The sequence below is a fragment of the Mycobacterium sp. NGS26 genome (assembly GCF_059813025.1).
In genome coordinates this window covers 400639-426258 of sequence record NZ_JCALDU010000001.1, presented here as the reverse complement: position 1 = coordinate 426258, position 25620 = coordinate 400639, and the positions used below count along the sequence as shown (strand labels likewise).

Here is a 25620-nt window from a genome sequence, read left to right as displayed (position 1 = left end):
GAGTGGCCACGAGTAGCTTCGTGGCTCAAAGGGTAACGAGGCAATGTCCCAGAAGCGCATTGAAAGACCGCGAGGTAAGTGACGGAGTTCAGTCCAGGTGCGAGACCACGATCTCAAGAGTCGTGCCGAGCGCCTCAGCGACATGCTGGAGTTCGATGACATCGAGTCGGCGTTCGCCCGACTCGTACTTGCTGACGAAAGATTGGGGGACGTCGAGCTTCTTGGCGACGTCTACTTGAGTGAGTCCGGCTTCCCGGCGCAGCTGCCGCAGCAATGTGCATAGCTGCTGGTACTGCTCCGAGTAGATGGATTTCTCCACTCGGCCAGCGCACCTTGCACCCAGGAATATCCCAATTTAGGATATTGATTCTCTTGGTTGTCAGGTCCGGTTAGGAACTTTCGGGTGGACGAAATGATTCACGCCCGTAAAAGGGCACTGACGCAGCCTATAGGCAGGGCTACGCGGACGGCCCGACCGAGATGACCCGGCTGCGATGGGGGCGGGGCTGGTGAGCACCAAAGCGAAATGGCTGCTCGCCGGTCTGGTCGCGGCGATTCTCCTGATAGGTGTCCTGTCCTGGTACAACTCACCCGGGCAGAAGCTGCACCGTTGCATTGCAGCCCAGGAGAACAACGGCAAGTGGTTCCCCGCCACTGTCAAATACGAACATTACCTCTTGGTCTCCTACTGCCAGGTGCACCTAGACAACTATGAGAGGTGACCGATGGGCAATGCGCCGAGATCGATGACGGTTGAAGCAGATGCCGTTGCGATAAGGATGACGGCAGTGGTCGCAGCCATGATCGGCGCGATGGCGTTAACGAGTTCTGCATCCGCTCATGCCATGCCGAACAACGAGATCGAAGCCGTATGCCGCCCAGGCAGTTTCACCTACGGTGCCCGCCAATTCCTGCAGTTCGCGGATGAACAAGGATTCTGCGCATCGTTCAAGGGCAACCCGATACTCATCGGCCAGTACTCGTCAATGGACGCTATGGGTGGGGATGCGGTGACCTATAACACCGGCAGCATGGCGACTCGCGACGACAACGGTAAGGTTTCGGCTTTCTTCTCTACCAAGGATCCCAGTGGGCAGTCCTTACAGCCCCTAGCTCAGTTTGGCTACACCGTTACGCACAGAGGGGGTTTGTGAAATGAAGGCGACGATAGCGAAGGGCTGCTGGCTGCTGACCAATTACCGCAGTAGCAGATCACTCCACCGCTTGCCGTTCCAATACCTTTGCTTCCCAGTACCAGCCGGGTCGGGGTACCAACCACGCTTAACTGCCCCGGGAGGTGGAGGCGGCGGTTGGCTTTACTGCACCGGCTGGCGGAGATAGAGGATCGGTTGCCATTGGTGACGGGCGCAGTTGGCGGGGGGGGATTCCCTTGGGATTGATCTCGGAGACGAGCGGGCACGTGGAGGCAAAATCGTGGCTGGTGAGTTGCGGGCCGCTGGTGGAATCGCGATCGATTGTAGATTGTGCGGCGCAGGGAATGTTGTACATCCAACCGCATCAGAATGGCAGTGTTGCGCATGCGGTAGCGTGACCGCGTATAGGCGGTGTCCACGTTGCAATAAGGCACTTCGTATCCCGGCGAACCTGATAAGTGCAGACACCCTGGTCTGGAAGTGCACCGGCTGCCGAAAGACGACGGGTCGGCGCCGGTGGCCAGCCGCACCGATTTCCGTATTCCCTGAAACCCCTAGTGAGTGGGCGCTGGCTCTCTACGGAGAGCGGTTGTGTGCAGCAATATCGGATCCTGGACGGCGAAGAATTAACGGCTCGATATTGTCGGCGACTGGCGTCTCTGGAATTACGACAGGCGATTGCACTGTGATATTCGACCGCGACTTCATGGCGGAGTTTGTTACGGTGATGATTGGGACCGTGTCCAACCAGCGTCGGCTCAATTACTCGGATATCACTTCGCTCCAGATCACCGGTCGCGGAGAATTTGTGACCACTTCAGGCGGAGGTTGGTGGGGCGGTGGCTTTGGTCTACGCGGCATCGCCGAGGGCGTCGGACTCGCCACGATTTTGAACGCACTCACAACCATCGAGCACCACCACATAGAAACGATATTCCACCTCAATTGGAACTCGGGGAGCGTGACCCTGCTCAACACGCGGCTGCCGCCCGCCCAATGGGCAACGCTCTTGGCGCCCGTGGTCCAGCAAATAGAAGCGGCGCATCAGCAACCCGCGATTACCGCGCAGGTGCAACACCAACTGACCGCCGACGAGAAGTTATGTCCATACTGCGCGGAGACTATCAAGGCAGCAGCCATAAAGTGCCGCTACTGCGGCTCCAATCTGTAGCCCTGTGAATCTTCACGAGGTAGACGTGCAGCCCGTTATGGCTAAATCGCACCTCATAGACCCAGGGCCCGGATCTCTCGGGTGCCTGGGCAATTACCAGCGTTGGCACCCGCGCTTGACATAATTTGTCATTGGATTGTGATTCGGTCTGATTCGCATTTGGATTTGCGTACGTGATAACCGATTCGCCTCAGTCAGTCTTCGTCGGCGCAGTCACTAATCGAAACCATCCCGATAGGCGTATGCGGTACTCGGTCGGTGGCCGTCTGCGAGTAAGGGGGTGGGTCACCGCGCAGCCTGGCCTGAACTTCGGGCCACCTCTCTTCTGGGATGAATCTGCGCATCGCGTCGATCATTCGACCGATCTGGACATTCATCTGGGCGACGTCGATCTCGTCCACTGCCTGGCGTAATGCCTCGGCGAGCTTGAGGGCGGCCGCCATACCGTCGCGGTAGCTCACCTGGGTCTCCTCATCGACCAAGGTCGCATAACCCTTCACCATCATGGTTTCGAAGAAGGCCATCGGCGTGATGGCCGTGGCAACACCCTCGATGAAGTCGATGCTGTTTTCCTTAGCCCGACGTTCGAGGATTTCCCGGTACGCAGCGCGGGCAACGTGCTGGACTGGGAAATGCCGAGCAGTGTGGTTACGGATTGAATCGGTGCTCACCCGATCACGTTTGTCGAGGGTGGCATTCGCGTCTTCGAGGGCGCGCAAGATCATGGCGTAGCTGGATCCGGTCGCCAGCAAGTCGTTGACTTTTTTCCGAACTTCGTCGTTTCTGCACACCCGGCATCGCGGCTCGATATGGAACCCATCGATGCTCGGGGCCAGCTCCATTGACTTGTCGACAACGTCGCCGACCGTCTCCATCACGGACACCGCCATGTCTCCTCCATTTGGAATCGCGCATTGTGGTCTTTTCTCGGTACTTCCCTGCACTTATTGGGCGCGCCGTGGGCTGTCTCAGACAGGGTTGAAAGCAAGCTTTGGCCAACCGAATTCCCGAGCCGAGCTGGCTATCGACGCCGACCGCGATACCGGTGACGACCAGACCGTCGTGCCGAGGTCTTCATTAGACGGCGGGTTCCCGGTGACCACGGTGGACAGGGATATGCCTGAGTGGCTCCCGATCCGTCAATCCCACGTGAATTGACAGAGGGATGCGCGGTTGTAGGGTTACAGCAGCTCAGGAGGGGTGGCGATGTCTTCAGGTTCTGGTTTTCGCCGGTCTATCACACGCGAGCATGGGCTCGCGGGTGGCTATGCTCACGATGGGGCTGATCAGCTACCCCGGGAGCCGTTGGCGGTGCGATGCAGCTGCGCTACATAAGCGTCCCGCTGCTGATCGGCGAGGCTGGCGGTGACCCCTGGGCGATCAACCAAAGCCTGCAAGCGGGGCGCCCGGCCCAGATTTCTGACTTGGCGCAGGCGTTTCACGCTGCAGGCCGGTCCACCGCAGAGTCCAATGCAGCCTTCGACGAAGCCCGTCGCCGCTTCGAGGCGGCCTGGAACCGGGAAAGCGGGGAGAATCCGATCAATGATTCCGCCGAAGTTCAGCGCACCGCCCAGGCGCTCGGTGCACAGTCCGAACAGCTACCCAAGATCGGTGCCGATCTGGAAAACATCGCCGCCGCCCTGGCCGAGGCCCAGCGAACCGGCACAACCCTGATCTCGACCCTAGAAAGCCAGCTGCAGCAGCTCGACAACGAAATCGGCGAAGCGGTGGAAGAGGAGAAAGACATCCACCTCACCGAAGGATATCGGCGGGCGCTTGAGGCGCTGATCGCCAGTCTTGAACAGAAAGCCATTGACGACACCAGAGCGGCGCTGGGCCAACTCAATTCGCTCCGCGACGGCTACTCCGCATACCTGCAACGAGCAACTGCGACTTTGCGCACCGACGGGTATGCAGACGACGGCCTTCTGCGGGGGGTGGACGCGGATACGAAGATTCCGCCACCGGGCACCAGCGCTGAGGACGTGCACAAATGGTGGACGTCGCTGACACCGCAGGAACGCCAGCACCTCATCGCTGAGCATCCCGAAGAACTTGGCAATCTCAACGGCGTGCCTGTCGCCGCCCGCAGTGACATCAACGAGGCCGTAATGAACGACGACCTTCACCGGGTGGAAGACATCGCCAAGAACAATGGCGTCTCGCCCCAAGACGTACTCAACGATCCGGGCAAGTATGGGCTGTCCCCGACGGCGATCATGCGCTACAACAACGCCGTCCAGGCAAGGAACGGTCTGGCTACCGACTCAAAAGCTGTGGACGCATTCGGTCGTCATCCACCGCTGTATTTGCTGAAGTATCAGCCTGAGGCTTTCGGCGGTGAGGGGTCCGCAGCTATCGCGATGGGCAACCCCGACACCGCAGCCAACACCGCCGTCTTGGTCAAGGGACTGGGCTCCGGCGTACGGGAAGGCACGCTGTCCAACCCCGACGGGGTGCGCCTGTATGAGGAGTCCACCCGCGCTGATTGGGGCAGGGAGACCGCTGTGGTGATGTGGGTTGGATACGACGCGCCGAATACCGTTGCGGACCCGGGTCTTTATGAGCCGAACATGGCTCGCACCGGAGCCCAGTCGTTGGCCGCCGACGTCAACGCGTTGCCGGTCACCCACCTCGGCGCACCATCGCACATGACCGTGGTCGGCCACTCCTACGGCTCCACCGTCGTCTCCGATGCGGCGGCCGCGTACGGCATGCGCACCAACGATGTGGTACTGGTGGGCTGCCCGGGCACCGACCTGGCGCATTCGGCGGCCGACTTCCATCTGGCGCCCGGCGGGCATCTCTACGTCGGGGCGGCCTCAGGCGATGCGGTGACCTGGTCGCCGGGTCATGTGACAGGGCCGGGCCTGATCGGTCCAACTCTGGGCGGCCTCGGGGACGATCCCTCGGTTGACGGTTTTGGCTCCACTCGATTTCAAGCCGAAAACCCTCAATACACTGGTAATCCGATCTTCGATCATTCTCATTATTTCGACAAAGGTTCGGAGTCGTTGTTCGCCATGGCCGATGTGGTTTCGGGGCACGGTGATGCGCTGCAGCACGACGGCCTGACCGCACACCATCGCGGCGAATACGGGCTTCCGGAATGGGTCGACCCGGAAGCGTGGCGATCAGCGACTACCGGACATACCCACAGCGCGCCAACGGGGTAACCGCAAACCGCTACTACATCAGGGCATGGGGAAGGAAAGTGACGAGTGTGGACTTTGACAGCCAGGATCGCCATCGGCGCGGTAAGCATTGGCTTCGCTCTCAGTGGGTGTGGTGAGAGCGTGAGTCACCCGATGCCCCCGGCGCAGGCCCGCGCCCAGGTCGTCGACGCCGCTCGCGACATCGTCAACGCCCTGCACGCCCAGGTGACCGAGGCGACGTTCTCTTACGAATCGTGTAATGACCAGGGAGAGGCACCATTTCGCGGTGTTGTGAACGTCTCGTTCTGGATGCCTGGTGTCGCGCATAACCAATCCGCCGACCCGCAGGCGGTGATCAAAGGCCTGGTCGCTGATGGTTGGAGCACCGATTCTGATTTCAAATCCCATGGGCCGACGCTGAAGAAGAACGGCGTAAACGTAATCCTGACGATTGCGCCGCAGCCTCCGCCTTCGATCAGCCCTGTCCGTCACGTCGGGGCCGATATCAACGGCGAATGCCGCGACACATCCGACCACCGCACCGACGGCTCCACAGCGCCAGTCGATATCAGCAAGGAAATCCAGCCCTGATATTGATAGCGGCCGGGCCCCGCTCCAGCGCCCGGTTCGATCAGTTGGCCGAGTAGCGCAGCCTGTAGTCAGCAAATAGTAAAGGCGCATCGATCCAGACTGGCGCCGCCCGAGGAGAGCAGGGGGTCCGACCAACTATCCAGGCATTGGTTTTGGCCGATCTGTTTCCCAGCGGCGCCGATGAAGTGTTTTCACACCCCTCAGGCATCTGGTCAGGACGGGAAGCCCGGTCAGCTGGCGGCGTTGATCGAGTAGAGCATCCGCGCCAGCGCTCGGCCTAAACGATTAAGGTTCACCGTGCCCAACAAGATCCTGAGCGGGCTCGATGCTCTTGACGCCGTCAAGACTTGAAAGCGAATTCGCAGGTAACGGGCGGGACGCAGACGCATTGGGTCGGAACGAAAGCGCAGATAGATCCGCATTCCCCCTGGTCGAACAGGGGTTCGAATCCCCTTAGCTCCACCGATAAACACCAGCTGGGCATTCACGGTCAGCTGGATCCGGCCGTTGGTTGCCCGGTACGCCGGCGGTATGGAGCAAATTCAATCGGCGCCGCCGCCGTGCGGTGCAGGTCGTGTCTCACGTCTTTGACATGCCCTTGACCGGAGCGCCGCGTTCAGTAACCGACAGCGATACGTTCATCCGGCGGCGCAGCATTTCGAAGTCGGACACCCGCAACACGAACCACGCCGCGGCTGCATTCGCCGCGCGGCCACCAGCTGGCGCCTGCGACGTTCAGTGACCAGATTGACGACCAATAAGCGCTGCCCTGTCGATTTGTGCGTCGGTCGGAGTAGGTTCCGATTGGATTGGTTTACCCGGCCGGTCAGTGGGGTATGTCATTGGCCCCGACGCTCTGCAGGAGTACGGGGTGACCAAGGAGCCGAGCAGTGTTCGGAGCCGAAGTACGGGGCGCAAGAGCGCCCGAATATTGCTGCCGCAGTGGGCACGACTGGCGCCGATCGGCGCACCGTCACAGTGGCATTGAGGCGTATCTGCAGCGCCGACGACATCGGCAGTGGCGCAGTCGCGGTTCCTAGCGCTCGGTGGCGTCAGCGACTAGGCGAACGCAGTCAATCGCCCGATGATGCTATGCGCGAATCGGGTAAAGGGTTCGATATCGTTCGCACGCCGCTGGATGCGTCATGCGCTGGCCTATCGACGTGGACGCTAACGTGGCTTCGCCGAACTGTGGCCGATGTCGTGCGCAATCTCCGCGCGACCCGCACGGAACCGACACCAGCAGTCGGCATTGGCCACATGCGTCAGACCTTGTGATGATGCCGCATCTCCACCCGGCGGCAGTGCTGCACACCATTTCGCGGAAGCCGCTGGTGGTCAATCGAGGCAACGAAACGTCATGGAGGGTCTTGACCCAATGCTGTCTAAACACCGGAGGTAACACCGACAAGCTTACCCAAATGGTTTACAGCGGCAGTGCAAGCAGTTGCTGCATGTGCATTCGGTCGAGCGGGCCGCGACCATCCCCAGCTGAATTGCAAAGCCGTTAATAGCAAGCCTCGATGACGACACCGCTTGCCACCAAACCGGTTTGAGATCCGTCGCACATTGGTGACGACGGAGGTTTAAGACGCCCTGCGGTTGCTACAATTTAAGGTCAGCCGCAAAGTTGTTGAGAACAAAGGATATTCACGATATACTCGCCCTGTGGCGTTGATATGTGCGCTGTATCCGGTTGGCGGCCAAGCATTGTCACGACAGGCGGGCACGTGACTCAGTCAAACAATATGGAGCGAGCCACGTTTCGCCGTCATCTGGGACGGGTAAGTCGTGTGGGCCAAAGAGAACAACTCGCATGCTGTCCCGGCAAGGGGGGGTGGTGGTGATGGATTTCGGTTTATTGCCGCCAGAGATCAATTCCGGTCGTATGTATGCCGGTCCCGGGGCGGGACCGATGCTCGCGGCCGCAGCGGCGTGGGATGGGTTGGCAGCCCAGCTGCACTCCATGGCGGGTTCCTACGGGTCGGTGATCTCCACCCTGACCGCTGGGTGGCGGGGTCCATCGTCGGCCGCGATGGCAGCCGCGGCCGCGCCGTATACGGCGTGGATGAGCGCCACCGCTGCCCAGTCTGAGCAGACCGCTACCCAGGCCAGAGCCGCGGCAGCCGCCTATCTGACCGCGTTCGCAGCAACGGTGCCACCACCGGTGATTGCGGCCAACCGTGCGCAGTTGATGGCACTGATCGCGACCAATTTTCTGGGGCAGAACACCCCGGCGATCATGGCCACCGAGGCCCAATACGCCGAGATGTGGGCCCAGGACGCCGCCGCGATGTTCGGCTACGCCGGCTCTTCTGCGACCGCCTCCTCGGTGACCCCGTTCAGCCCGCCACCGCAGGCCACCAATCCGGTCGGGGTTGCCGGCCAGGCTGCTGCGGTCGCCCAAGCCACCGGGACGGCGGCCGGGACGCATGCTCACGCGCTGCCACAATTGATGTCTGCGGTTCCGCAGTCACTGCAAAGCCTCGCAGCGCCTGCTGCGGCTGATCCGCCCGCCGCGGCGGCTCCGCTGTCGTCGCTGCTCTCACTCGACCAGTTGCTCATTGGTCCGTTAGGGCCCACCTCGCTGTACGGCATTGGCGGCGGCCCGTATCTGTTAGGTCTGGCAGGTTATCTGCTGCCCCAAAACGGGGCGAACCTGACCAGCGCGGCCGAAAGGCTCGAAAGGGACCGGTTGAAGTCGGGGCTGGGCCCCGGCCTTGGTTTGGGGGCGCGTGTGGTGGGCGAAGCAGGTGGACCCGGAGTCTCGGCGGGAATGGGCCGTGCCGGCTTGGTCGGGGGTCTCTCGGTGCCGCAAGGTTGGGCCGCGGCCGCCCCGGCGGTGCGGCCGGTCGCCGTAGCGTTGCCGCAAACGACTCTGTTTACCGCGCCAGCGGCGCTCGCAGCAAACGGTCAGGGAAGCCTGTTCAGCAATATGGCTTTGTCGAGTTTGGCCGGACGCGCCATGGCCGGTAACGGTGCTACCGCTGCCCGGCCCCTCAGCGTATTCGGCGGCGCTGGCTGCGGGGGGCCGGCCACGACGGCCACCATCATCGTGATACCCGCCGACGACGCGGAGGAATAGCTGCACTTGCCGCGGACTGCCGGCCCTGACCTGAAATTTTGGAGACGTTAGATGACCTTCGACCGCCAGATCGACTTCGGCCCCGCCAGCAGAGGCTCGGCGGCCACGGCGTTGCAGGCCGAACGCAGGGTGACGATCGTTCGCAAACTGATTGTCGCTCGGGCGTTTGCAGACAGTGCCGGATCAACAACAGCGATGCGTTTATACCGCAGCGCACCTTTCGGTCCGCTGTGGGCAACACCATGGGCCGACTCCGACAATGTGCTCGGCTCGAGCCCGGTCTCAAACCACGACATAGGAAGGACACCTGTTGGTGGGAACTAAACAGCCGGAAATGTTGGCGGCGGCGACCATGCGTACACCGAGGCCGCTGACACGGTTGCGAACGGCTAAGGGGCAGTGATGGATTTCGGAATGTTGCCGCCTGAGATCAACTCCGCTCACATGTATGCCGGTCCCGGGTCAGGGTCGATGCTGGCTGCCGCGACGGCGTGGGACGGGCTGGCCGCCGAGCTGCACTCGGCGGCGGCGTCCTACCGGTCGGTGATCTCCGGACTGATTGCTCGGTGGCAGGGTCCGTCGTCGGCGACGATGGCGGCCGCGGTCGAACCGTACGCGGCGTGGATGAGCGCCACCGCCGCGCAGGCCGAGCAGGCCGCCACTCAGGCCAGGGCGGCAGCGGCCGCCTACCAGACTGCGTTTGCGGCGACGGTGCCTCCGCCGGTGATCGCGGTCAACCGCAGTCAGCTGGCGTCACTGGTGGCGACGAATGTTTGGGGGCAGAACACGCCGGCGATTGCGGCCACCGAGGCGCAGTACGAGGATATGTGGGCCCAAGACGCCGCCGCGATGTACGGCTATGCCGGTTCCTCGGCGACCATCGCCCGGCTGACACCGTTCAGCCCACCGCCGCAGACCACCAACGCGGACGGCCCTGCCGGCCAGGCCGCTGCGGTCGCCCAAGCCACCGGGACTTCCGCCGGCACGAACGCACAATCGATGTTGCCGCAGCTGATGTCGGCGACGCCGCAAGCGCTGCAAAGCCTCGCAGCGCCCGCGGCCGCTGATCCGCCGTCGCCGCCATCATTGACGAGTCTGCTGACCGGCCTGAATTCATCCCCGTTGGCGCTCGCCGCCGGGAACATTGAGTTCATCGCCAAAGGAGCCACCCCGGCTAGCGACGCGATGGTCAGCAACAGCGTGGCCTTGGTGGCAGCGGCGCGGACCATCAATGACAGGGCGGTCGAACTAGAGGGTCCGCTGTTCGCGCAGCTTGGTGCGGGCACGCGCGTGTTGGGGGCAGCGGGCCTGGCGGCGGGCGGGTCGACGGTGTCGGCGGGCACCGGTGGCGCGGGCCTGGTGGGGGCGTTGTCGGTGCCGCCGAGCTGGGCCGAGGCCACTCCGACGATAAGGTTGGCCGCCACCGTGTTGCAGGGCACCAGCGCGGCCGCCGCCCCAGCGGTCGCGGACAGCGCGGGAACCCTATACGGCGAAATGGCCCTGGCAGGCTTGGCCGGAAACGCGCTGGGCGGCACCGTTCCCCGTGCGACAGCCGGAAACGCCGCCCGAGGAGTAGGCCGCCCCGACAAGGACAACAAGACGCCGGACAAACTCAGGCGTGTCCTCGCAGAACTGTCGCAGAAGCCCGAGTCGGTGCAGCACTGGCACACCGACAAGGAGCACCTGGAGAGCCTCTTGGACCAGCTGTCGAAGAAACCGGGCGTGCACGCGGTGCACTTGTCCTCCGCCAACAGGTCCAAACCCACGCCACCCCAGGCCAAATGGGGATAGCTAGAAACGGAGAGCCAATGTCTTTCGTGACCACACAACCGGAGCTGCTGGCCGCCGCGGCCGGAGATTTGCAGGGTATCGGCTCGGCGATGTGGGCCGAGAACATGATCGCAGCAGCCCCGACCACAGGCGTGGTTCCTGCTGCGGCCGATGAGGTATCAGCGCTAACAGCGACACAGTTTGTCGCGCACGCCCAGATTTACCAGGCGATCAGCACCCAAGCCGCCGCGATTCACGAAATGTTCGTGAACACGCTGGCGACCAGCGCTGGTTCGTATGCGGCCACCGAGACCGCCAATGCGATCGCGACCGGCTAGCAAAACGTATTGGCCGAAGCGACTTTGAACGAACGAGATTGCCATGCCGGGTTTTTGGGCAGTGAGCCAACATGTCGGTTCTACTCAACGCAGTGGCGTTATTCATAACCGGGTGCTGGTGGAAACGCAGAGGAGCGCCAGTGCTACGGCTGCTGCCGCTGACACACCCAACATTGCACTCTGCGCGCGGTGTCGGCACCGATCGTCTCCCGATGCGGGAAAGCGGTTCGAGGCCAAGCTTATTTCCGCCACCTGATGGCCGGTTCGTAGCGACGGTCCTGGCGGCATAGCGGTCTGACCTCAAACTTCTGCCCGGGGGATGAACCGGATGAAGGGCAAGTGGTGTCCGACAGCGCGAAAGTCTGCGTCTGATCCGTCGACCGAGAATCCGAGTGCGCGGGGAAGCATGTACTTGGCCGCACGGCGATGCCGTGACGCATACCGTAGGAAGACCTGTGCTCCCTCCTCCCCCGTGAGCGGCATGGCGGTCACGGGTATCGTTCGACCCCCCACCTGGATGGTGACGTCGGGGGTGTGCAGAATGTTGCGGTACCACGCGGCGGTAGGTCCCCACCCCGAGGCGACGACATAGCTGTCGCCGTCGTGCTCGACGACCTCGAGGACGGTCCGTCGGGGCTTGCCGGAGACACGGCCGATGTGGTTGAGCAGTAGAAGGCGGCTCCCGAACACCCACCCGAGCCTGAGCCGATACAGGTGGATAGGAATCCGAAACAGGAACCGCGTTAGTCCGGCCGGTGGCTGAACGTTCTTGACAATCTTCACGATTGGCTACCTGCGGCTCATCGTTTTTCTGCGGTGACGAGCAGGTACTCCCACTGCATGACACCGTCACGGAGGTGGTGCTGGGCGAGTTCGACGAGTTGGGCGTCGAGGGTGGCGGTAAGCACGGAATTGCCGCTGATGTTGCGGTAGGCGTTGATCGTTGGGCCGTAATGGGTTTTGAAGTACTCGTGGACTGCCTGGGCGCTGCCGAACCGGTCCACCCGCAACGTATCCCGCTGGGTGCTGATATCGCTGACTCGATTCCCGAGCAGCCCAACCACATAGTCCTCACGTCCCCACAGCGCCGCCGGTGGCACGCCTGGCAACATGATCGGCCTGATAGTGGTCAGCATCTGGCCGAAAAATCCTTCATGTGTCCAGCTGATCAGACCGATAGTGCCACCGGGCCGACAGACCCGGACCAGTTCGTTGGCCGCGAGCTGATGATGCGGTGCAAACATGACGCCGATCGCGGAGATCACCGTGTCGAACTCGCCGTCAGCGAACGGTAGGGCTTCGGCGTTGGCTTCCCGCCACTCGAGCGTGACGCCCTGTTGGGCAGCTCTTTTCCGGGAGCGCTCCAGCAGCTCCGGTGTGAGGTCGGTGGAAACGACGGCAGCGCCCGTTTTGGCGGCCGGGATCGAGATGTTGCCTGATCCCGCGGCGACGTCAAGCACCCGATCGCCGGGGCCAATGCCAGTGGCGCCCACCAGAACCTGGCCTAAAGGGGCCATCACCTGCTCAGCCATCAGCGCGTAGTCGCCCAGCGCCCACACCGCACGATGGTCGCTCGCCAATGTGTGGTCTTCGCCTGTGGCGGTTTCGATATCCATCCTGGCCTCCAAAGAAAAGTGAGAGGGATCGTCTACCGCGACGTCGTTGTCGGCGCGACAGCGCGTGGCGAAACCCTTACGGAAGAATGCCGTGGGGCCGATAGTATTACTAGGAAATAATTGCTGTCTATTATTGTATGCACTTGCTACACTATTCTGATCGCAGCGTCTGTGATCTACGGAGAACGTCGACCGGCTCGGACAAGGGAAGCACCCATCGAAAACACGACGGCAACCGATGAGTCACTCGATGCCATCACCGGCGCGTTGCTGACCGCATCACGGCTGCTAGTGGCGATCTCTGCTCATTCGATCGCTCAGGTCGACGAGACCATCACGATTCCGCAGTTCCGGACCCTGGTGATCTTGTCCAATCGAGGTCCCGTCAATCTCGCCACGCTGGCTGGCGCGCTTGGCGTGCAACCGCCGGCCGCCGGCCGGATGGTCGACCGACTCGTCGGCGCCGGCCTGATTGATCGCCTACCGCACCCGACCTCTCGCCGTGAACTGCTGGCCACCCTGTCCCCGTGCGGACGTCAGGTCATGCGGCAGGTCACTACGCATCGGCGCAGCCAGATCGCCCAGATCGTGGAAAAGATGCCGTCGCAGGAACGGCTCGGACTCGTGCGTGCGCTGACCGCGTTTACCGCCGCCGGGGGTGAGCCCACCGCTCGCGTCGACACGGACTTATAGGTCAGCTCATGTGCAGACGGCGAACTGAACGGAAAAAGACGGCAGCTGATCCGGTGCGGCTACCGCGATCGGTATCCCGTGCGGCGGGGCGGGTGGCCGGTTGGTCGCGCGCGAACCGATTCGGGATGTTCTGTGCGGCGATCGTAGTAGGGATTGGTTCAGGGCTCGGCGCGGTGGCGTTTCGATACCTGATCTATGGCTTCACCTGGCTAGCGACAGGGCACAACTCGTTTGGCCGGCAGGGTTGGGTCGCCAGCGACCACCTGCCCTGGCTCGGGGTTGGGTTCTTTGTGGTCATCCCGGTCGTCGGTGGGTTGCTGTACGGGCCGTTGATTTCCCGGTTCGCCCGCGAGGCTCGGGGCCACGGCGTGCCAGAAGTCATGATCGCGGTGGCGGAGAACGGCGGTCGCATCCGTCCGCGGGTGACGATGGTGAAAGCACTCGCCTCGGCTCTGTGCATCGGCACGGGCGGGTCGGTTGGCCGAGAAGGTCCGATCGTGCAGATCGGCGCGGCGCTGGCGTCCAGTCTGGGCCAGTGGGTCAGGATGCCGGAGAACCGGCTGCGGGTGCTGGTAGCTTGCGGCGCCGCCGGCGGTATCTCGGCCACGTTCAATGCCCCAATCACCGGGGTATTTTTCGCCATCGAGCTGATCCTGCGGGAGCTCTCCGTCGAGGCGATCTTCACCATCATGCTCTCGGCGATGGTTGCGGACGTGATCGCTCGGGTCTTCTTCGGCTCCGCCCCCTTCCTCACTCAGCTCCCCGCCGGCATCGAGCTGGACCATATCGCCAACTATCTTTTGGTGGCCCTTCTCGCAGCGGTCGCCGGACTGATCGGGGTTGTCTTCAAAAACGTCTTATACAAGACCGAGGATTTGTGCGACCGGGCGTGGCGTCACCGTTCGGATTGGGCAAGGCCGGCAGTTGGCGGGATCGCGCTCGGGGTTCTGCTCCTGGCGGTGCCGCAACTGTACGGGGTCGGCTACCCGGTGCTGTACGCCGCCTTCGCCGGCCACTATGCACTCTGGTTTTTGGTGATCCTCGCCGCGGGCAAGATGTTGGCCTGCAGCCTGACCATCGGCATCGGCGGCTCAGGCGGTGTGTTCGCGCCGTCGCTGTTCGTCGGTGCTACTTCCGGCATGGCCTTCGGGCTAACCGTCCACCAGTTGATCGGGCCGGGGGTCGGGGAACCCGCCCTCTACGCAATTGTCGGAATGGGCGCTGTCTTCGCTTCCGCGGCACGCGCCCCGCTCACCGCGCTGGCCAGCACCGTCGAAATGACCGGCGACTTCACACTCACCCTGCCGGTCATGCTGGCCGTCGCCGTCGGCACGACGGTGTCTCGCGCACTGTCCTACGGCACCATCTACACCACGAAACTGCTGCGTCGCGGTATCGACATCGACCGGCCGACTTCCACCCATGCGTTCGCCGATCTCACCGCCGCTGACGCCATGCACCGGTTCACCGTTCCGGTGGATCTCACCTGCGACGTAAACCCGCGCCGGGACTGGACAACCTTGTTCGGCCCCGTTACCCGCATTCGCGAACCACAGGCGCTATTCACCAACGACAGCCTCGCTCAAGCCCTGCGACAGCTCGTCCTCTACGGCCGTGACGGCCTACCGGTCATCGACACCGACGCCCGGCACGTCCAGGGCTGGTTGACCAACCAGAATGTGCTGCGCGCGGTTGGCACCCACCTCGCCGATGTCCAACCCCACATAGCCGCCAGTCACCAGGTCGCCGAGTGGGCCAACCCGAAAGCCGGAGGGGCCGAACATGATCCGCGCAGCCAGCTCGCCGGGTACCACATCGTCGAACGCACGCTCGGACCCGACTCGTCTGCCGTCGGCCGTACCCTCGGTGAACTCGACTGGCCAGCCGGTCACCTCCCTGTGTCGATCCTCCACGACCGCCAGCTCGTCGAGGCCGACCCAACAGTCCGGCTCGCCAAGGGGGACCGCATCAACATCCTCGTCCCTGCCGTCGACAACACTAACGTCGACAGCACTAACGTCGACAGCACCGACATCGGGACCACCGACCCCACGGTGATTGGCAACCCAGGTGCAGCGGGTCGACCGACGCGGTAATGAGGCCCGAGGCCCTATGTCGATCTGGATGGGCAGGGGCCCGATCACTTTGGTAGCAAGGCCACTCAAGCGACACCAGCACCCGGTTAGGCCGTTTCGCCTCGGCTTTCTTACGGGTTCTCCTGCACGACGCATTGCACAACCCCGTTGGCCACGCGCGTGTCAAAGCCCGTCCGGGCTATTTTCTGTGCTTCCGCGGCGGGGGAGACACCGGATTTGAGATCCATCTCGATGAGTCCGACGAGCTGCAAATTTTGCGGGTCTGGTTGGGCCAGCGGGACTTCCTTGATGTTGCCCACGCAGCGGCGGTAACCGCTGAGGTCAGCGTGAGCGGGCGACGCCCCCATGAGCACAACCGGGGCGAATAACAGGACGGCGGTGGGCATGCCGGCCGCCGCGGCGACATAGGTGGAACGCATGCTTCGATAGTATCGCCGAGCATGCCGGAGGCAAAGGAAAATCGAGGCGCCCGCGCGGTGAGATGCCTTGCTGCGCAAGGGACTCCGTTTGGCAATTGGATTGCGGCGCAACGCTTTAGCGCTTTGCTGATCGCCAACGCTGCCTGGCGTAGGGCGAGCCCAAAACTGATGCGCTGCCAAAAATTTGCTGAACATTCGGTAAGACCGCGTGGCGGGGCGGGATTAGCCACGGTGCCGGCTCTAATGTCGAGCCGATGAGCACCAAGTACTACCTGCAGAAGGTACCGGTCGAGTCCGTCCAGCCGGGCTTTTCGCTGGCCGTTCACCGTGACGGCGACTACCGCCTGTTCCAGGTGGAATGCACGCAGATGTCCCGGCGGGCCGGCCGGCCGGTGATGTTCACGCTCACCTCGGAGCCCGTCAACGGCGGCGATCCATGGGTGGTGGAGTGCGAAGAGGGCACCCCCGTCGTCCGGATCGTCGGCGTCTGCAAAGCCGCCTCCTGATCACAAACACCTTTCAGCCGGGCTTGCCGGCGGCAACGAACTGCAACGCGCGCTGCGTCTGCTGTTTGACGTCGACCAGCCCGGCCGACGAGAACAGGTCGACAAAGGCCGTCCGGTCGAACATCGTGAGCCCGATCGCGCGCGCACCGACGGTCAGGGCCTGCCTGATCGGGGCGACCTCGCGGGCGTAACTGGTCAGGATCGCGATGTGGCCCCCCGGCTTGAGCACCCGGATCATCTCGCGCGCGACCCGAAACGGTTCGGGCATCAGGTACAGCGCACCGAAACAGCAGACGGCGTCGAACGTTTCGTCGCCGAACGGCAACTTGCGGGCATCGCCGCGGACATAACACGTCTGCGGCCCGCTGTTGTCCAGCACGGCCCGGGTCAGCATCGGCGCGGAGATGTCGAATCCGACGGCCAGGCCGCCATCGGGCAGTTCCTCGGCCAGCGGCCCGGTGAAATTGCCTGGGCCGCAGGCGACGTCGAGCAATCGCCGCGCGGTGGACAGGCGCAGGGCCGACGCGGCGCGATGCTGCTCGGCGCGGTGGGTGACGCCGCTGGCAAGGTAGAAAGCGGTCGGGCGCCACAGCCGCTCGTACACGGTGGCAACGAACGGGCTGTTCATGGCGCGCTGGGCGACGGTGGGAACCGGGGCGCTCGTCGATTCGCCCAACACGTCGAGGAAACCGTGCCGCAGGACGGCGGGCTCGTCGAGGAGATCACGGGTCAACTCGACCGGATCCTGACTCATCATGCTGCTTTCGTTGGGCGGCGCGGGATGACGCCGTCAGGCTAGTGGGCGGTGTCACCGGGCCGTTGGCCCGGGTGCGGCCGGGCTCCGCCCGCAGCGATCCTTGCCGGGGCCCGAGCCACCTCATAACCTGAGCTGGCGCGGTAGACGACGGCGACAAAGGGCTGGTCATGGCAAAACGGTCATCGGGACTCGAGGTCCAGTGGCCGGATTGACCGGTGCGCGGGTGGAAGAGCTGGCGGCGATGGACATCTTCGAGGGATGTCCCACCGAGGAGCTGGCCCCGCTGGCGGCGTCCGTCCAGCCGCTGCGCGCCGCGGCCGGCCAGGTGCTGATGCAGCAAGGGGAGCAGGCGGTTTCGTTCCTGCTGATCTCGTCGGGCACCGCCGAAATCAAACACACCGGGTCGGACGGCACGGTAACTGCCGGGGAGGCATCCGCGGGGACGATCGTCGGCGAGATCGCCCTGCTGCGCAACCGTCCCCGGATCGCGACGGTCACCACGGCCGAACCGCTGACCGGCTGGATCGGCGACAACGACGCGTTCACCAGGATGGTGCACATCCCCGAGGTGCTGCCGCGGCTGCTGCGCACCGTCCGCCAGCGCCTCGCCGCGTTCATCACCCCGATCCCGGTGCGCGTCCGCGACGGAACCGAGTTGCTGCTGCGCCCGGTCCTGCCCGGCGACGACGAACGCACGGTGCACGGCCACATCCAATTCTCCAGCGAGACGCTGTATCGCCGGTTCATGACGGCCCGCCTGCCCAGCCCGGCGCTGATGCATTACCTGTCCGAGGTCGACTACGTCGACCACTTCGTCTGGGTGGTGACCGACGGCAGCGACCCGGTGGCCGACGCGCGCTTCGTGCGCGACGAGGCCGATCCGGCGAGCGCCGAGATCGCGTTCACGGTTGCCGACGCCTACCAGGGCCGGGGGATCGGTAGCTTTCTGATCGGCGCGCTGTCCATCGCCGCACGCGTCGACGGGATCGAAAAGTTCTCCGCGCGAATGCTTTCCGACAATCTGCCGATGCGCACCATCATGGACCACTACGGCGCGGTGTGGCAGCGCGAGGACGTCGGCGTCATCACCACCGTCATCGACGTGCCGCGCCGGCGCGACCTGCACCTCAAGCGGGACATGGCCGAGCGGATCGAGCGCGTCGCCCGCCAGGTGATCGAAGCGGTCGGCTGATAGGAACGGGCATGCGGCCGTTCTGGATTGGCGTGGTGCTCGCCCTGCTGATCACCGCGTGCGTTCATTCGCGCGCGCCGAAACCGCCGGGCCCACCCTCGTCGTCGGCGCACGCCGCGGCCGTCAACCCCGCCAACATCAAGCGGGTGGTGCGCGACCTGCCGCCCAACTACGAGGTCAGCACCGGCATCCCCGGCGCGGCCTCGCCCCGGGTGATCTGGAGCCTCGGGGCCGACGCGGCGGACATGAGGGCCAAGCCGGCGCAGTGTGCCGCCCTCGCCGACCCGGGCGGCGGGCGCGACCAGTCCGCGCAGGGCCTGTCCGCCTCGGGCGCGGGCGGCATCGTCGACGCGATCGTCGTCGCCCTGCCGGGCCCCGTTGGCCTCGACCACAATCTGGTCGCGGCCTGCGGCCAGTGGACCATGACCGCCGGGCACACCACGGTCGGCGTTCACCTCACCGACCCTCCGCGCATCGACGGCGCCGAAACGCTCGGCATGGTCGCCGACATCAGGTCCGCCGTCGAGTCGGGCGCCGAAATCGATTCGCGGACATACACATTCACCGCTTACCTGGGCAACTACTACACGTTCACCACGTTGACCACCGACCCGGGCTCGACGGTGCCGGCGCTGCCGCCGCAATTCGCCGCCGACCTGCTCGTCAAAACGGTGTCCACGTTGCGCAGTTGAGCCACGGGTTTGGGTAGATTGGCCACGATGTTGAAGGTGGTGTTGGCGATCGCGTCGGTGGGTGTGCTCGCCGGCTGCTCATCGGGTACCGATACCGCATCGACGAAGGTCGATATCGCCAAGGTCTCCGGGGTGAAGTCGAGCTTCGGTCCCGAGTTCAAGGTCACCGACATCAGCGAACGGGCAATCGATCCCAAGTTCTTGTCCGCCCGCAAGCTGCCCGAGGGGCTCAACTTCGATCCCCCCAACTGCGCGAAAACCGCGCTCGGCCCGACCATGCCGCCGGACCTGCAGGGCAACATGGCCGCGGTGTCCGCCGAGGGCAACGGCAACCGATACGTCGTCATCGCGGTGGAGACCTCCAAGCCGGTGCCCGTCGAGGATCCGGGAAAGGACTGCGCCAAGGTGGCGTTCTCCGGGGGCCAGGTGCGCGGCGGCCTCGAGGTGATCGACGCGCCGCACATCGACGGGACGCACACGTTCGGGGTGCACCGCGTCCTGCAGGCGCTCGTCGGCAACACGGCCCGCACCGGCGAGCTCTACGACTACTCTGCCCAGTTCGGCGACTACCAGGTGATCGTCATCGCCAATCCGCTCGTGGTGCCCGACCAGCCGGTGGCCAAGGTCGACACGCAGCGCGCCCGGGACCTGCTCGTCAAGGCGGTGACCGCGGTTCGGAGCTGACCGTGCTCAGCGGACGTCGCGGGGCCGGAACTGGATGCTGACCCGCGGACCGGTGGGCGCCGACGTCTTGGGCACCGAGTGCTCCCAGGTGCGTTGGCACGACCCGCCCATCACCAGCAGGTCGCCGTGTGCCTGCGGCAGCCGCAGCGACGGGCCGCCGCCGCGCCGGCGCATCGCGAACGTGCGCGTGGCGCCCAGGCTGACGATGGCCACCATGGTGTCTTCGGAGCTGCTGCGGCCGATGGTGTCGCCGTGCCAGGCGACGCTGTCCGAGCCGTCGCGATAACAACACAACCCCACCGTGGTGAACGGCTCGCCGAGCTCGCCGGCGTAGATGTCGTTGAGCCGCACGCGCAGCCGCGCCAGCAGCGGGTGCGGCGGGTCCTCGACCGTGAGGTCGTGAAAGCTCACCAGCCGCGGGACGTCGACCACCCGGTCGTACATGTGGCGGCGCTCGGCCCGCCACGGCACCGTCGACAGCAGGGCTTGCAGCAGGTCGTCGGCATCCTTCAACCAGCCGGCCCGGACCTCGATGAAGGCGCCGTCACCGAGTTGTCTGCGCTCGGTGTGTTGGAACAGCGAGCCCTGGACCGCGATGCTCACGCCGGCCAGTCTATCGCACACCCGTTCGATCAGAAGGTGACCGGCTACGGTTTGAACTGTGGGTGTTGAGCTGAGCACCGATTCCGAGGTCGGCACGCTGCGCGTCGCCATCCTGCACCGCCCCGGGGCCGAGTTGCGGCGGCTCAACCCGCGCAACAACGACCAGCTGCTGTTCGACGGGCTGCCGTGGGTCGCCCGCGCGCAGGAGGAGCACGACCGGTTCGCCGAGCTGCTGCGTTCGGCCGGCGTGGAGGTGCTGCTGCTGTCCGACCTGCTGACCGAGGCGCTGAGCCACAGCGGGGCCGCGCGGATGCAGGGCGTTGCCGCCGCGGTCGATGCCCGCCGGCTCGGAACGCCTCTGGCGCAAGAGCTTTCGGCCTACCTGCGGGGCCTTGACCCGGTGCTGCTGGCCAACGTCCTGATGGCCGGGATGACGTTCAACGAACTCCCGCCCGACACCCGCACCGACGTGTCGTTGGTGCTGCGCATGCATCATGGCGGGGACTTCGTCATCGAGCCGCTGCCCAACCTGGTGTTCACCCGCGACTCGTCGATATGGATCGGGCCGCGGGTCGTCATCCCGACGCTGGCGCTGCGGGCCCGGGTTCGCGAGGCGTCGCTGACCGACCTCATCTATGCGCACCATCCGCGCTTCACCGGTGTGCGGCGCGCCTACGAGTCGCGCACCGCTCCGGTCGAGGGCGGTGACGTGCTGCTGCTCGCGCCCGGCGTGCTCGCGGTCGGGGTGGGCGAGCGGACCACCCCGGCCGGCGCGGAGGCGTTGGCGCGCAGCCTGTTTGACGACGACCTCGCCAACACGGTGCTCGCCGTGCCGATCGCCCAGAAGCGCGCGCAGATGCACCTGGACACGGTGTGCACCATGGTCGACATCGACACCGTGGTGATGTACGCCAACGTCGTCGACACGCTCTCGGCATTCACCATTCAGCGCACGCCCGACGGCGTCAGCATCAGCGATGAGACCCCCTTCTTGGAGGCGGCGGCCAAGGCCATGGAGATCGACAAGCTGCGCGTCATCGACACCGGCCTCGATCCCGTCGTCGCCGAACGCGAGCAGTGGGACGACGGCAACAACACGCTGGCCCTGCGGCCGGGGGTCGTCGTCGCCTACGAACGCAACATGCAGACCAATGCCCGCCTGCAGGAGGCCGGCATCGAAGTGCTGACCATCGCGGGCTCCGAATTGGGCACCGGCCGCGGCGGCCCGCGCTGCATGTGCTGCCCCGTCGCCCGCGACCCGCTTTGACAGCACCGCTTTGACACCGCCGCGAAACTGTAACTGCCGACGCATTTCTCGAGTAGCGCCGTCGTTAGTTGCAGTTTCGCGGCGACTGTGGCGGCTGTGAAGTCAGCGCCAGCTGGGCAGCCAGATCTCCATGTCCCAGGTCTGTTGCGAGATGGGCAGACCGGTGAGCACCGGGAACAGCCAGGCGAAGTTGGTCACCACCAAAGCGACATAAAAACTCACGGCCATCAGGCCCAGCGTCCGGCGCTCCGGGCTCTGACCCGGGCCTCGAGCCGCAAGAGGGGAGTAGAGGATGTCGCCGCAGATCAGCGCGATCCCCATGACCAGGAACGGCGCCATCGTCGCCGCGTAGAAGAAGTACATCTGCCGGTCGATGTCGGCGAACCAGGGCAGCCATCCCGCGCAGTAGCCGACCAGCACCACCGCATAGCGCCAGTCCCGCCGCACGACCGATCGCCACAGGGCGTACAGCAACACCGGCACCGCCAGCCACCACATCGCGGGGGTGCCCACCAGCATCTCGGCCTTCACGCACGACTGCGCCCCGCAGCCGGCCACGTTCTGCTGGTCGATGGCGTACAGCACCGGTCGCAACGACATCGGCCAGCTCCACGGCTTGGACTCCCACGGGTGGTAGTTGCCGGCCGAATTCGTCAGGCCCGCATGAAATTGGAAGGCCTTGGCCGTGTAGTGCCACAGCGAGCGAATGGCGTCGGGAAGGGGAACGACGGAGTGGGGGCCGATCGACTGGCCCACCTCGTGCCGGTCGATCGCGGTCTCCGAGGCGAACCACGGCGCGTAGCTGGCCAGGTAGACCGCGAACGGGATCAACGCCAGCGCGTACCCGGTGGGGATCAGGTCACGCCGGACCACCCCGCGCCACGGGCTGGTCACCTGGTACTGGCGCCGAGCCGCCACGTCGAAAGCCAACGACATCGCGGCGAAGAACAGCACGAAGTAGAGGCCGGACCACTTTGTCCCGCAAGCCAATCCGAGCAGGATTCCCGCGAGGAAGCGCCACCAGCGCGCACCCAGCCGCGGGCCCCACACGGTTTCGCCGGTGCGGCCCTCCACGAGGGCGACGTGCATTCGCTGGCGCACCTGGTCCCGGTCGACGATGAGCGCGCCGAACGCGGCGACCACGAAGAAGCTGAGCAAGCCGTCGAGCAGCGCGGTCCGCGAGGTGACGAAGCTGACGCCGTCGCAGATGAGCAGCACCCCGGCGATGGCGCCCACCAACGTCGATCGGCTGATCCGCCGCACGATCCGCAGCACCAGCGCGACCATCAGCACGCCGAGCAGCGCCCCGGTGAACCGCCAGCCCACCCCGTTGTAGCCGAAGATCGCCTCGCCGAACGCGATCAGCTGCTTGCCGACAGGCGGGTGCACCACCAGGCCGAACCCGGGATTGTCTTCCACCCCGTGGTTGTGCAGGACCTGCCACGCCTGGGGCGCGTAGTGCTTCTCGTCGAAAACCGGTGTGCCGGCATCGGTCGGTGAGCCCAGGTTGATGAACCGGGTCACCGCCGCCAGCACCGTGATCACGCCGGTGACGACCCAGCCGCGGATGTGGTCGGTGGGCCCGAAATCGGCGACCGGGACCAGCGGGCCCGGGCTGACGACGGGGACGACGCGCTCCTGGAGGGCGCCCTCCACGTTCAGGGAGGTTTCGCGGGGCGGGGCGGACATCGGTGTCGATCGTAGGCTGTCCGTCATGTCCTATGGTCGCCTGTTGCTCGGTGCGACCCCGCTGGGCCGGCCGTCGGACGCCTCGCCGCGGCTGATCGACGCGCTCGCCGGTGCCGACGTGGTGGCGGCCGAGGACACCCGGCGGGTGCGCACCCTGGCGAAAAGCCTCGGCGTCGGGATCAGCGGCCGGGTGGTCAGCCTGTTCGACCAGGTCGAGGCGGCGCGGGTGCCCGCCCTGCTCGACGCGGTCAAGGCCGGCGCGACGGTGCTGGTGGTCAGCGACGCCGGGATGCCGGTGATCAGCGACCCGGGTTACCGCCTGGTGGTGGCGTGCGTCGACGCGGGGCTGCCGGTGACGTGCCTGCCCGGGCCCTCCGCGGTGACGACCGCGCTGGCCGTGTCCGGCCTGCCGTCGGAGAAGTTCTGCTTCGAGGGCTTCGCCCCGCGCAAGGGCTCGGCGCGCCGGACCTGGCTGGGCACGCTGGCCGACGAGCGGCGCACCGTCGTGTTCTTCGAGTCGCCGCGCCGGCTGGCCGCCTGCCTGCGCGACGCCGTCGAGGAGCTCGGCGGGGCGCGCGCGGCGGCCGTCTGCCGCGAGCTGACCAAGGTGCACGAGGAGGTGGTGCGCGGGTCGCTCGACGAGCTGGCCGGCTGGGCGGCCGGCGGCGTGCTCGGCGAGATCACCGTCGTGTTGGCCGGCGCGACCCCGCGCGCCGACCTGCCGTCGTTGGTGGCCGACGTGGAGGAGCTCGTCGCGGCGGGCGCCCGCGTCAAGGACGCCTGCGGCGAGGTGGCCGCCGCGCATCCGGGAGTGCGCTCGCGCCAGCTCTACGCCGCGGTCCTGCGGTCACGCCGCGAGCCGGGCTAACCGACCGGCACCGCGCGGGGCAGCAGGCCGATGACCGGGGCCGCCTTGTGCAGGCATTCCTCCCATTCGGCGTCGGGATCCGAGTCGGCGGTGATCCCGCCGCCGACCCCCAGCACGGCGCCTCTCGCCGCGTCGAACTCGACGGTGCGGATCGCGACGTTGAGTTCGCACCCGGCGATCGGCGACGCCAAACCGATTGTGCCGCAATATATCCCGCGGCGACGCTGCTCCCAACTCGAAAGCAGTTGGCGGGCACGGTGTTTGGGTGTGCCGGTCACCGAGGCGGGCGGGAAGGCGGCGTCCAGCAGCGCCGACGTCGGCAGGTCGGCCCGAACACGCGCCGCCACCGTCGACACCAGGTGCCAGACACCCGGCGCGCGCCGCACCACCAGCAGCTCGGGCACGGTGACCGTGCCGGTGATCGCCACCCGGCCAAGGTCATTGCGGACCAGGTCCACGATCATGATGTTCTCGGCCACCTCTTTCGCCGAGGCCCGCAACGCGGACGGCCAGGCGTCCAGCGGCAGGGTGCCCTTGATCGGGCTGGACGTCACGACGCCACCCCGGCGCCGCAGGAACAGCTCCGGGGACAGCGACGCCACCGCGCCCCACGGTCCGGCCACGTAGGCGGCCCGGGCGGGGGAGGTGCGCGCGACGCCGTCGGCGAAGAAATCCAGCGGCTCCCCGGCGGCGGTTCCGGTGAATTGCGTGCACACGCACGCCTGGTAGACCTCGCCGGCGCGGATCGCCTCCAGGCAGGCGAGAACCCCGTCGCGGTGGGCCCCCCGATCGGGCGCGGCCCAGTCGATCCGGCAATCGCGCGCGGGCGCCGGCGGCGCGGCCAGCGCCGCGGTCAGCCAATCCGGTATCGGCGCCCCGGACAGGCTTTCGTACCACCAATGTCCGTCCCGGGCACGGCGCAGCAGGCAGTCCGTCCAGCCGCCCGCGGCCTCGGGGATCCGGTTCGGCAGGCCGTCGGCGGCCCCGTCGGGATAGGACAGGTAACCGACCCAGCCACCGCCCACGGCCCCGGAGTCGGGCGGCTGCGCGACCGACGGGACGGCGAACGCGTCGTCGACGCCGACCGGTCGGGCCGACAGGCTCGGCGCGATGACGGCCAGCGCGCCGAACCAGTCGCCGGTCAGCGCGGCCGGCGGCGGCAGGCCCAACCGGCACGCAGCGGCAGCGACGGCGCGCAGCACCGAGGGCGCGTCGCCGAGGTCGCCGAGCCGGTCGATTCGCACCGACCCAGCTTGACAGAACGCGCGACTTGC

Annotated in this window: 26 protein-coding genes and 1 pseudogene; 17 read left to right on the top strand and 10 right to left on the bottom strand. The window is 65.5% G+C overall.

All coding sequences use genetic code 11. The features are described from left to right. Positions 1 to 88: 88 nt before the first annotated feature. Positions 89 to 319, bottom strand: a complete 231-nt coding sequence (locus AC5Y6X_RS02000) for a helix-turn-helix domain-containing protein (RefSeq protein ID WP_499983991.1) — start codon at positions 317 to 319, stop codon at positions 89 to 91. A 190-nt stretch (positions 320 to 509) separates the two neighbouring features. Between AC5Y6X_RS02000 and AC5Y6X_RS01995 the strand changes: the two genes are divergently transcribed. Together AC5Y6X_RS01995 and AC5Y6X_RS01990 are read left to right on the top strand one after the other, a co-directional pair. Then, positions 510 to 722: a hypothetical protein gene (locus AC5Y6X_RS01995; RefSeq protein ID WP_499983987.1), complete on the top strand. Its 213-nt coding sequence runs from the start codon at positions 510 to 512 to the stop codon at positions 720 to 722. 3 nt (positions 723 to 725) lie between these two features. Continuing rightward, positions 726 to 1154 carry a hypothetical protein gene (locus tag AC5Y6X_RS01990; RefSeq protein WP_499983984.1) on the top strand — a complete coding sequence of 143 codons (429 nt, stop codon included), beginning with the start codon at positions 726 to 728 and terminating at the stop codon, positions 1152 to 1154. Between the two features lie 42 nt (positions 1155 to 1196). Here the strand turns inward: AC5Y6X_RS01990 and AC5Y6X_RS01985 are convergent. Then, positions 1197 to 1271, bottom strand: a pseudogene (locus tag AC5Y6X_RS01985) (DUF2510 domain-containing protein); the annotation flags it as partial. Positions 1272 to 1839: 568 nt separating this feature from the next. Here AC5Y6X_RS01985 and AC5Y6X_RS01980 point away from each other — a divergent pair. Next, a complete protein-coding gene (locus AC5Y6X_RS01980) occupies positions 1840 to 2325 on the top strand; it encodes a zinc ribbon domain-containing protein (RefSeq protein WP_499983981.1) in 486 nt (161 codons plus the stop codon). A 194-nt stretch (positions 2326 to 2519) separates the two neighbouring features. Here AC5Y6X_RS01980 and AC5Y6X_RS01975 read toward each other — a convergent pair whose 3' ends face one another. Continuing rightward, positions 2520 to 3215, bottom strand: a complete 696-nt coding sequence (locus tag AC5Y6X_RS01975; RefSeq protein WP_499983980.1) for a hypothetical protein — start codon at positions 3213 to 3215, stop codon at positions 2520 to 2522. 426 nt (positions 3216 to 3641) lie between these two features. Between AC5Y6X_RS01975 and AC5Y6X_RS01970 the strand changes: the two genes are divergently transcribed. From AC5Y6X_RS01970 to AC5Y6X_RS01945, 6 genes are all read left to right on the top strand, one after another. After that, a complete protein-coding gene (locus AC5Y6X_RS01970) occupies positions 3642 to 5501 on the top strand; it encodes a putative alpha/beta hydrolase (protein WP_499983979.1) in 1860 nt (619 codons plus the stop codon). Between the two features lie 45 nt (positions 5502 to 5546). After that, complete coding sequence (locus AC5Y6X_RS01965; protein ID WP_499983977.1) at positions 5547 to 6071, top strand: lipoprotein LppJ family protein; 525 nt, start codon at positions 5547 to 5549, stop codon at positions 6069 to 6071. A 1846-nt stretch (positions 6072 to 7917) separates the two neighbouring features. Next, entirely contained in the window at positions 7918 to 9156 is a 1239-nt protein-coding gene (locus AC5Y6X_RS01960) for a PPE family protein (protein ID WP_499985178.1), read from the top strand. A 51-nt stretch (positions 9157 to 9207) separates the two neighbouring features. Further along, positions 9208 to 9480: a hypothetical protein gene (locus AC5Y6X_RS01955; RefSeq protein ID WP_499983974.1), complete on the top strand. Its 273-nt coding sequence runs from the start codon at positions 9208 to 9210 to the stop codon at positions 9478 to 9480. Positions 9481 to 9558: 78 nt separating this feature from the next. Beyond that, positions 9559 to 10947: a PPE family protein gene (locus tag AC5Y6X_RS01950; protein ID WP_324674610.1), complete on the top strand. Its 1389-nt coding sequence runs from the start codon at positions 9559 to 9561 to the stop codon at positions 10945 to 10947. A gap of 17 nt (positions 10948 to 10964) precedes the next feature. Continuing rightward, a complete protein-coding gene (locus tag AC5Y6X_RS01945) occupies positions 10965 to 11264 on the top strand; it encodes a PE family protein (RefSeq protein WP_324674612.1) in 300 nt (99 codons plus the stop codon). Between the two features lie 300 nt (positions 11265 to 11564). Here AC5Y6X_RS01945 and AC5Y6X_RS01940 read toward each other — a convergent pair whose 3' ends face one another. Then, on the bottom strand, positions 11565 to 11954 hold the full coding sequence (locus AC5Y6X_RS01940; protein WP_499985176.1) for a nitroreductase family deazaflavin-dependent oxidoreductase: 390 nt from the start codon (positions 11952 to 11954) through the stop codon (positions 11565 to 11567). A 110-nt stretch (positions 11955 to 12064) separates the two neighbouring features. Then, on the bottom strand, positions 12065 to 12880 hold the full coding sequence (locus AC5Y6X_RS01935; RefSeq protein WP_499983971.1) for a class I SAM-dependent methyltransferase: 816 nt from the start codon (positions 12878 to 12880) through the stop codon (positions 12065 to 12067). 216 nt (positions 12881 to 13096) lie between these two features. Here AC5Y6X_RS01935 and AC5Y6X_RS01930 point away from each other — a divergent pair, with 216 nt between their 5' ends. Further along, positions 13097 to 13573: a MarR family winged helix-turn-helix transcriptional regulator gene (locus tag AC5Y6X_RS01930; protein WP_499985174.1), complete on the top strand. Its 477-nt coding sequence runs from the start codon at positions 13097 to 13099 to the stop codon at positions 13571 to 13573. 173 nt (positions 13574 to 13746) lie between these two features. Continuing rightward, complete coding sequence (locus tag AC5Y6X_RS01925) at positions 13747 to 15669, top strand: chloride channel protein (RefSeq protein ID WP_499983969.1); 1923 nt, start codon at positions 13747 to 13749, stop codon at positions 15667 to 15669. A 110-nt stretch (positions 15670 to 15779) separates the two neighbouring features. Here the strand turns inward: AC5Y6X_RS01925 and AC5Y6X_RS01920 are convergent, their stop codons facing one another. After that, positions 15780 to 16088 (bottom strand): hypothetical protein, encoded by a 309-nt coding sequence (locus AC5Y6X_RS01920; RefSeq protein WP_324674618.1) that lies wholly within the window; start codon positions 16086 to 16088, stop codon positions 15780 to 15782. A gap of 254 nt (positions 16089 to 16342) precedes the next feature. Between AC5Y6X_RS01920 and AC5Y6X_RS01915 the strand changes: the two genes are divergently transcribed. Then, on the top strand, positions 16343 to 16594 hold the full coding sequence (locus AC5Y6X_RS01915) for a hypothetical protein (RefSeq protein WP_324674620.1): 252 nt from the start codon (positions 16343 to 16345) through the stop codon (positions 16592 to 16594). A 13-nt stretch (positions 16595 to 16607) separates the two neighbouring features. Here the strand turns inward: AC5Y6X_RS01915 and AC5Y6X_RS01910 are convergent, their stop codons facing one another. Further along, the gene (locus AC5Y6X_RS01910; RefSeq protein WP_499983962.1) at positions 16608 to 17348 is read right to left on the bottom strand and encodes a class I SAM-dependent methyltransferase; all 741 of its coding nucleotides are present in this window, start codon (positions 17346 to 17348) and stop codon (positions 16608 to 16610) included. Positions 17349 to 17592: 244 nt separating this feature from the next. Between AC5Y6X_RS01910 and pat the strand changes: the two genes are divergently transcribed. Genes pat through AC5Y6X_RS01895 form a run of 3 tightly spaced genes read left to right on the top strand, consistent with a single transcriptional unit; the run spans position 17593 to position 19919 of the window. Then, positions 17593 to 18543, top strand: coding sequence for an acetyltransferase Pat (pat, locus tag AC5Y6X_RS01905; protein WP_499985173.1), 951 nt, complete (start codon positions 17593 to 17595; stop codon positions 18541 to 18543). An 11-nt stretch (positions 18544 to 18554) separates the two neighbouring features. Next, on the top strand, positions 18555 to 19235 hold the full coding sequence (locus tag AC5Y6X_RS01900; protein ID WP_499983960.1) for a DUF5642 family protein: 681 nt from the start codon (positions 18555 to 18557) through the stop codon (positions 19233 to 19235). Positions 19236 to 19262: 27 nt separating this feature from the next. Beyond that, a complete protein-coding gene (locus tag AC5Y6X_RS01895) occupies positions 19263 to 19919 on the top strand; it encodes a DUF5642 family protein (RefSeq protein WP_499983957.1) in 657 nt (218 codons plus the stop codon). Between the two features lie 6 nt (positions 19920 to 19925). Here AC5Y6X_RS01895 and AC5Y6X_RS01890 read toward each other — a convergent pair whose 3' ends face one another. After that, entirely contained in the window at positions 19926 to 20522 is a 597-nt protein-coding gene (locus AC5Y6X_RS01890; protein WP_499983954.1) for an alpha-ketoglutarate-dependent dioxygenase AlkB, read from the bottom strand. Positions 20523 to 20580: 58 nt separating this feature from the next. Here AC5Y6X_RS01890 and arcA point away from each other — a divergent pair, with 58 nt between their 5' ends. After that, positions 20581 to 21789, top strand: a complete 1209-nt coding sequence (gene arcA / locus AC5Y6X_RS01885; RefSeq protein ID WP_499983953.1) for an arginine deiminase — start codon at positions 20581 to 20583, stop codon at positions 21787 to 21789. Between the two features lie 102 nt (positions 21790 to 21891). Here arcA and AC5Y6X_RS01880 read toward each other — a convergent pair whose 3' ends face one another. After that, entirely contained in the window at positions 21892 to 23478 is a 1587-nt protein-coding gene (locus AC5Y6X_RS01880) for a dolichyl-phosphate-mannose--protein mannosyltransferase (RefSeq protein WP_499983951.1), read from the bottom strand. Between the two features lie 25 nt (positions 23479 to 23503). Here AC5Y6X_RS01880 and rsmI point away from each other — a divergent pair, with 25 nt between their 5' ends. Further along, positions 23504 to 24346 carry a 16S rRNA (cytidine(1402)-2'-O)-methyltransferase gene (rsmI, locus tag AC5Y6X_RS01875; protein ID WP_499983950.1) on the top strand — a complete coding sequence of 281 codons (843 nt, stop codon included), beginning with the start codon at positions 23504 to 23506 and terminating at the stop codon, positions 24344 to 24346. Here the strand turns inward: rsmI and AC5Y6X_RS01870 are convergent. Continuing rightward, entirely contained in the window at positions 24343 to 25590 is a 1248-nt protein-coding gene (locus AC5Y6X_RS01870; RefSeq protein WP_324674636.1) for an aminodeoxychorismate synthase component I, read from the bottom strand. The two genes, rsmI and AC5Y6X_RS01870, sit on opposite strands and share 4 nt — an antisense overlap. Positions 25591 to 25620 lie beyond the last annotated feature (30 nt).

Excerpts from the sequence above, each read along its gene's own strand:
- AC5Y6X_RS01950 (WP_324674610.1), top strand. The coding sequence starts at position 9,559 with ATGGATTTCGGAATGTTGCCGCCTGAGATCAACTCCGCTCACATGTAT.
- AC5Y6X_RS01945 (WP_324674612.1), top strand. The coding sequence starts at position 10,965 with ATGTCTTTCGTGACCACACAACCGGAGCTGCTGGCCGCCGCGGCCGGA.
- AC5Y6X_RS01920 (WP_324674618.1), bottom strand. The coding sequence starts at position 16,088 with ATGCGTTCCACCTATGTCGCCGCGGCGGCCGGCATGCCCACCGCCGTC.
- AC5Y6X_RS01935 (WP_499983971.1), bottom strand. The coding sequence starts at position 12,880 with ATGGATATCGAAACCGCCACAGGCGAAGACCACACATTGGCGAGCGAC.
- AC5Y6X_RS01910 (WP_499983962.1), bottom strand. The coding sequence starts at position 17,348 with ATGAGTCAGGATCCGGTCGAGTTGACCCGTGATCTCCTCGACGAGCCC.
- AC5Y6X_RS01975 (WP_499983980.1), bottom strand. The coding sequence starts at position 3,215 with ATGGCGGTGTCCGTGATGGAGACGGTCGGCGACGTTGTCGACAAGTCA.
- AC5Y6X_RS01880 (WP_499983951.1), bottom strand. The coding sequence starts at position 23,478 with ATGTCCGCCCCGCCCCGCGAAACCTCCCTGAACGTGGAGGGCGCCCTC.
- AC5Y6X_RS01895 (WP_499983957.1), top strand. The coding sequence starts at position 19,263 with ATGTTGAAGGTGGTGTTGGCGATCGCGTCGGTGGGTGTGCTCGCCGGC.
- pat (WP_499985173.1), top strand. The coding sequence starts at position 17,593 with ATGGACATCTTCGAGGGATGTCCCACCGAGGAGCTGGCCCCGCTGGCG.
- AC5Y6X_RS01990 (WP_499983984.1), top strand. The coding sequence starts at position 726 with ATGGGCAATGCGCCGAGATCGATGACGGTTGAAGCAGATGCCGTTGCG.
- AC5Y6X_RS01900 (WP_499983960.1), top strand. The coding sequence starts at position 18,555 with ATGCGGCCGTTCTGGATTGGCGTGGTGCTCGCCCTGCTGATCACCGCG.
- AC5Y6X_RS01970 (WP_499983979.1), top strand. The coding sequence starts at position 3,642 with ATGCAGCTGCGCTACATAAGCGTCCCGCTGCTGATCGGCGAGGCTGGC.
- AC5Y6X_RS01955 (WP_499983974.1), top strand. The coding sequence starts at position 9,208 with ATGACCTTCGACCGCCAGATCGACTTCGGCCCCGCCAGCAGAGGCTCG.
- rsmI (WP_499983950.1), top strand. The coding sequence starts at position 23,504 with ATGTCCTATGGTCGCCTGTTGCTCGGTGCGACCCCGCTGGGCCGGCCG.
- AC5Y6X_RS01915 (WP_324674620.1), top strand. The coding sequence starts at position 16,343 with ATGAGCACCAAGTACTACCTGCAGAAGGTACCGGTCGAGTCCGTCCAG.
- AC5Y6X_RS01960 (WP_499985178.1), top strand. The coding sequence starts at position 7,918 with ATGGATTTCGGTTTATTGCCGCCAGAGATCAATTCCGGTCGTATGTAT.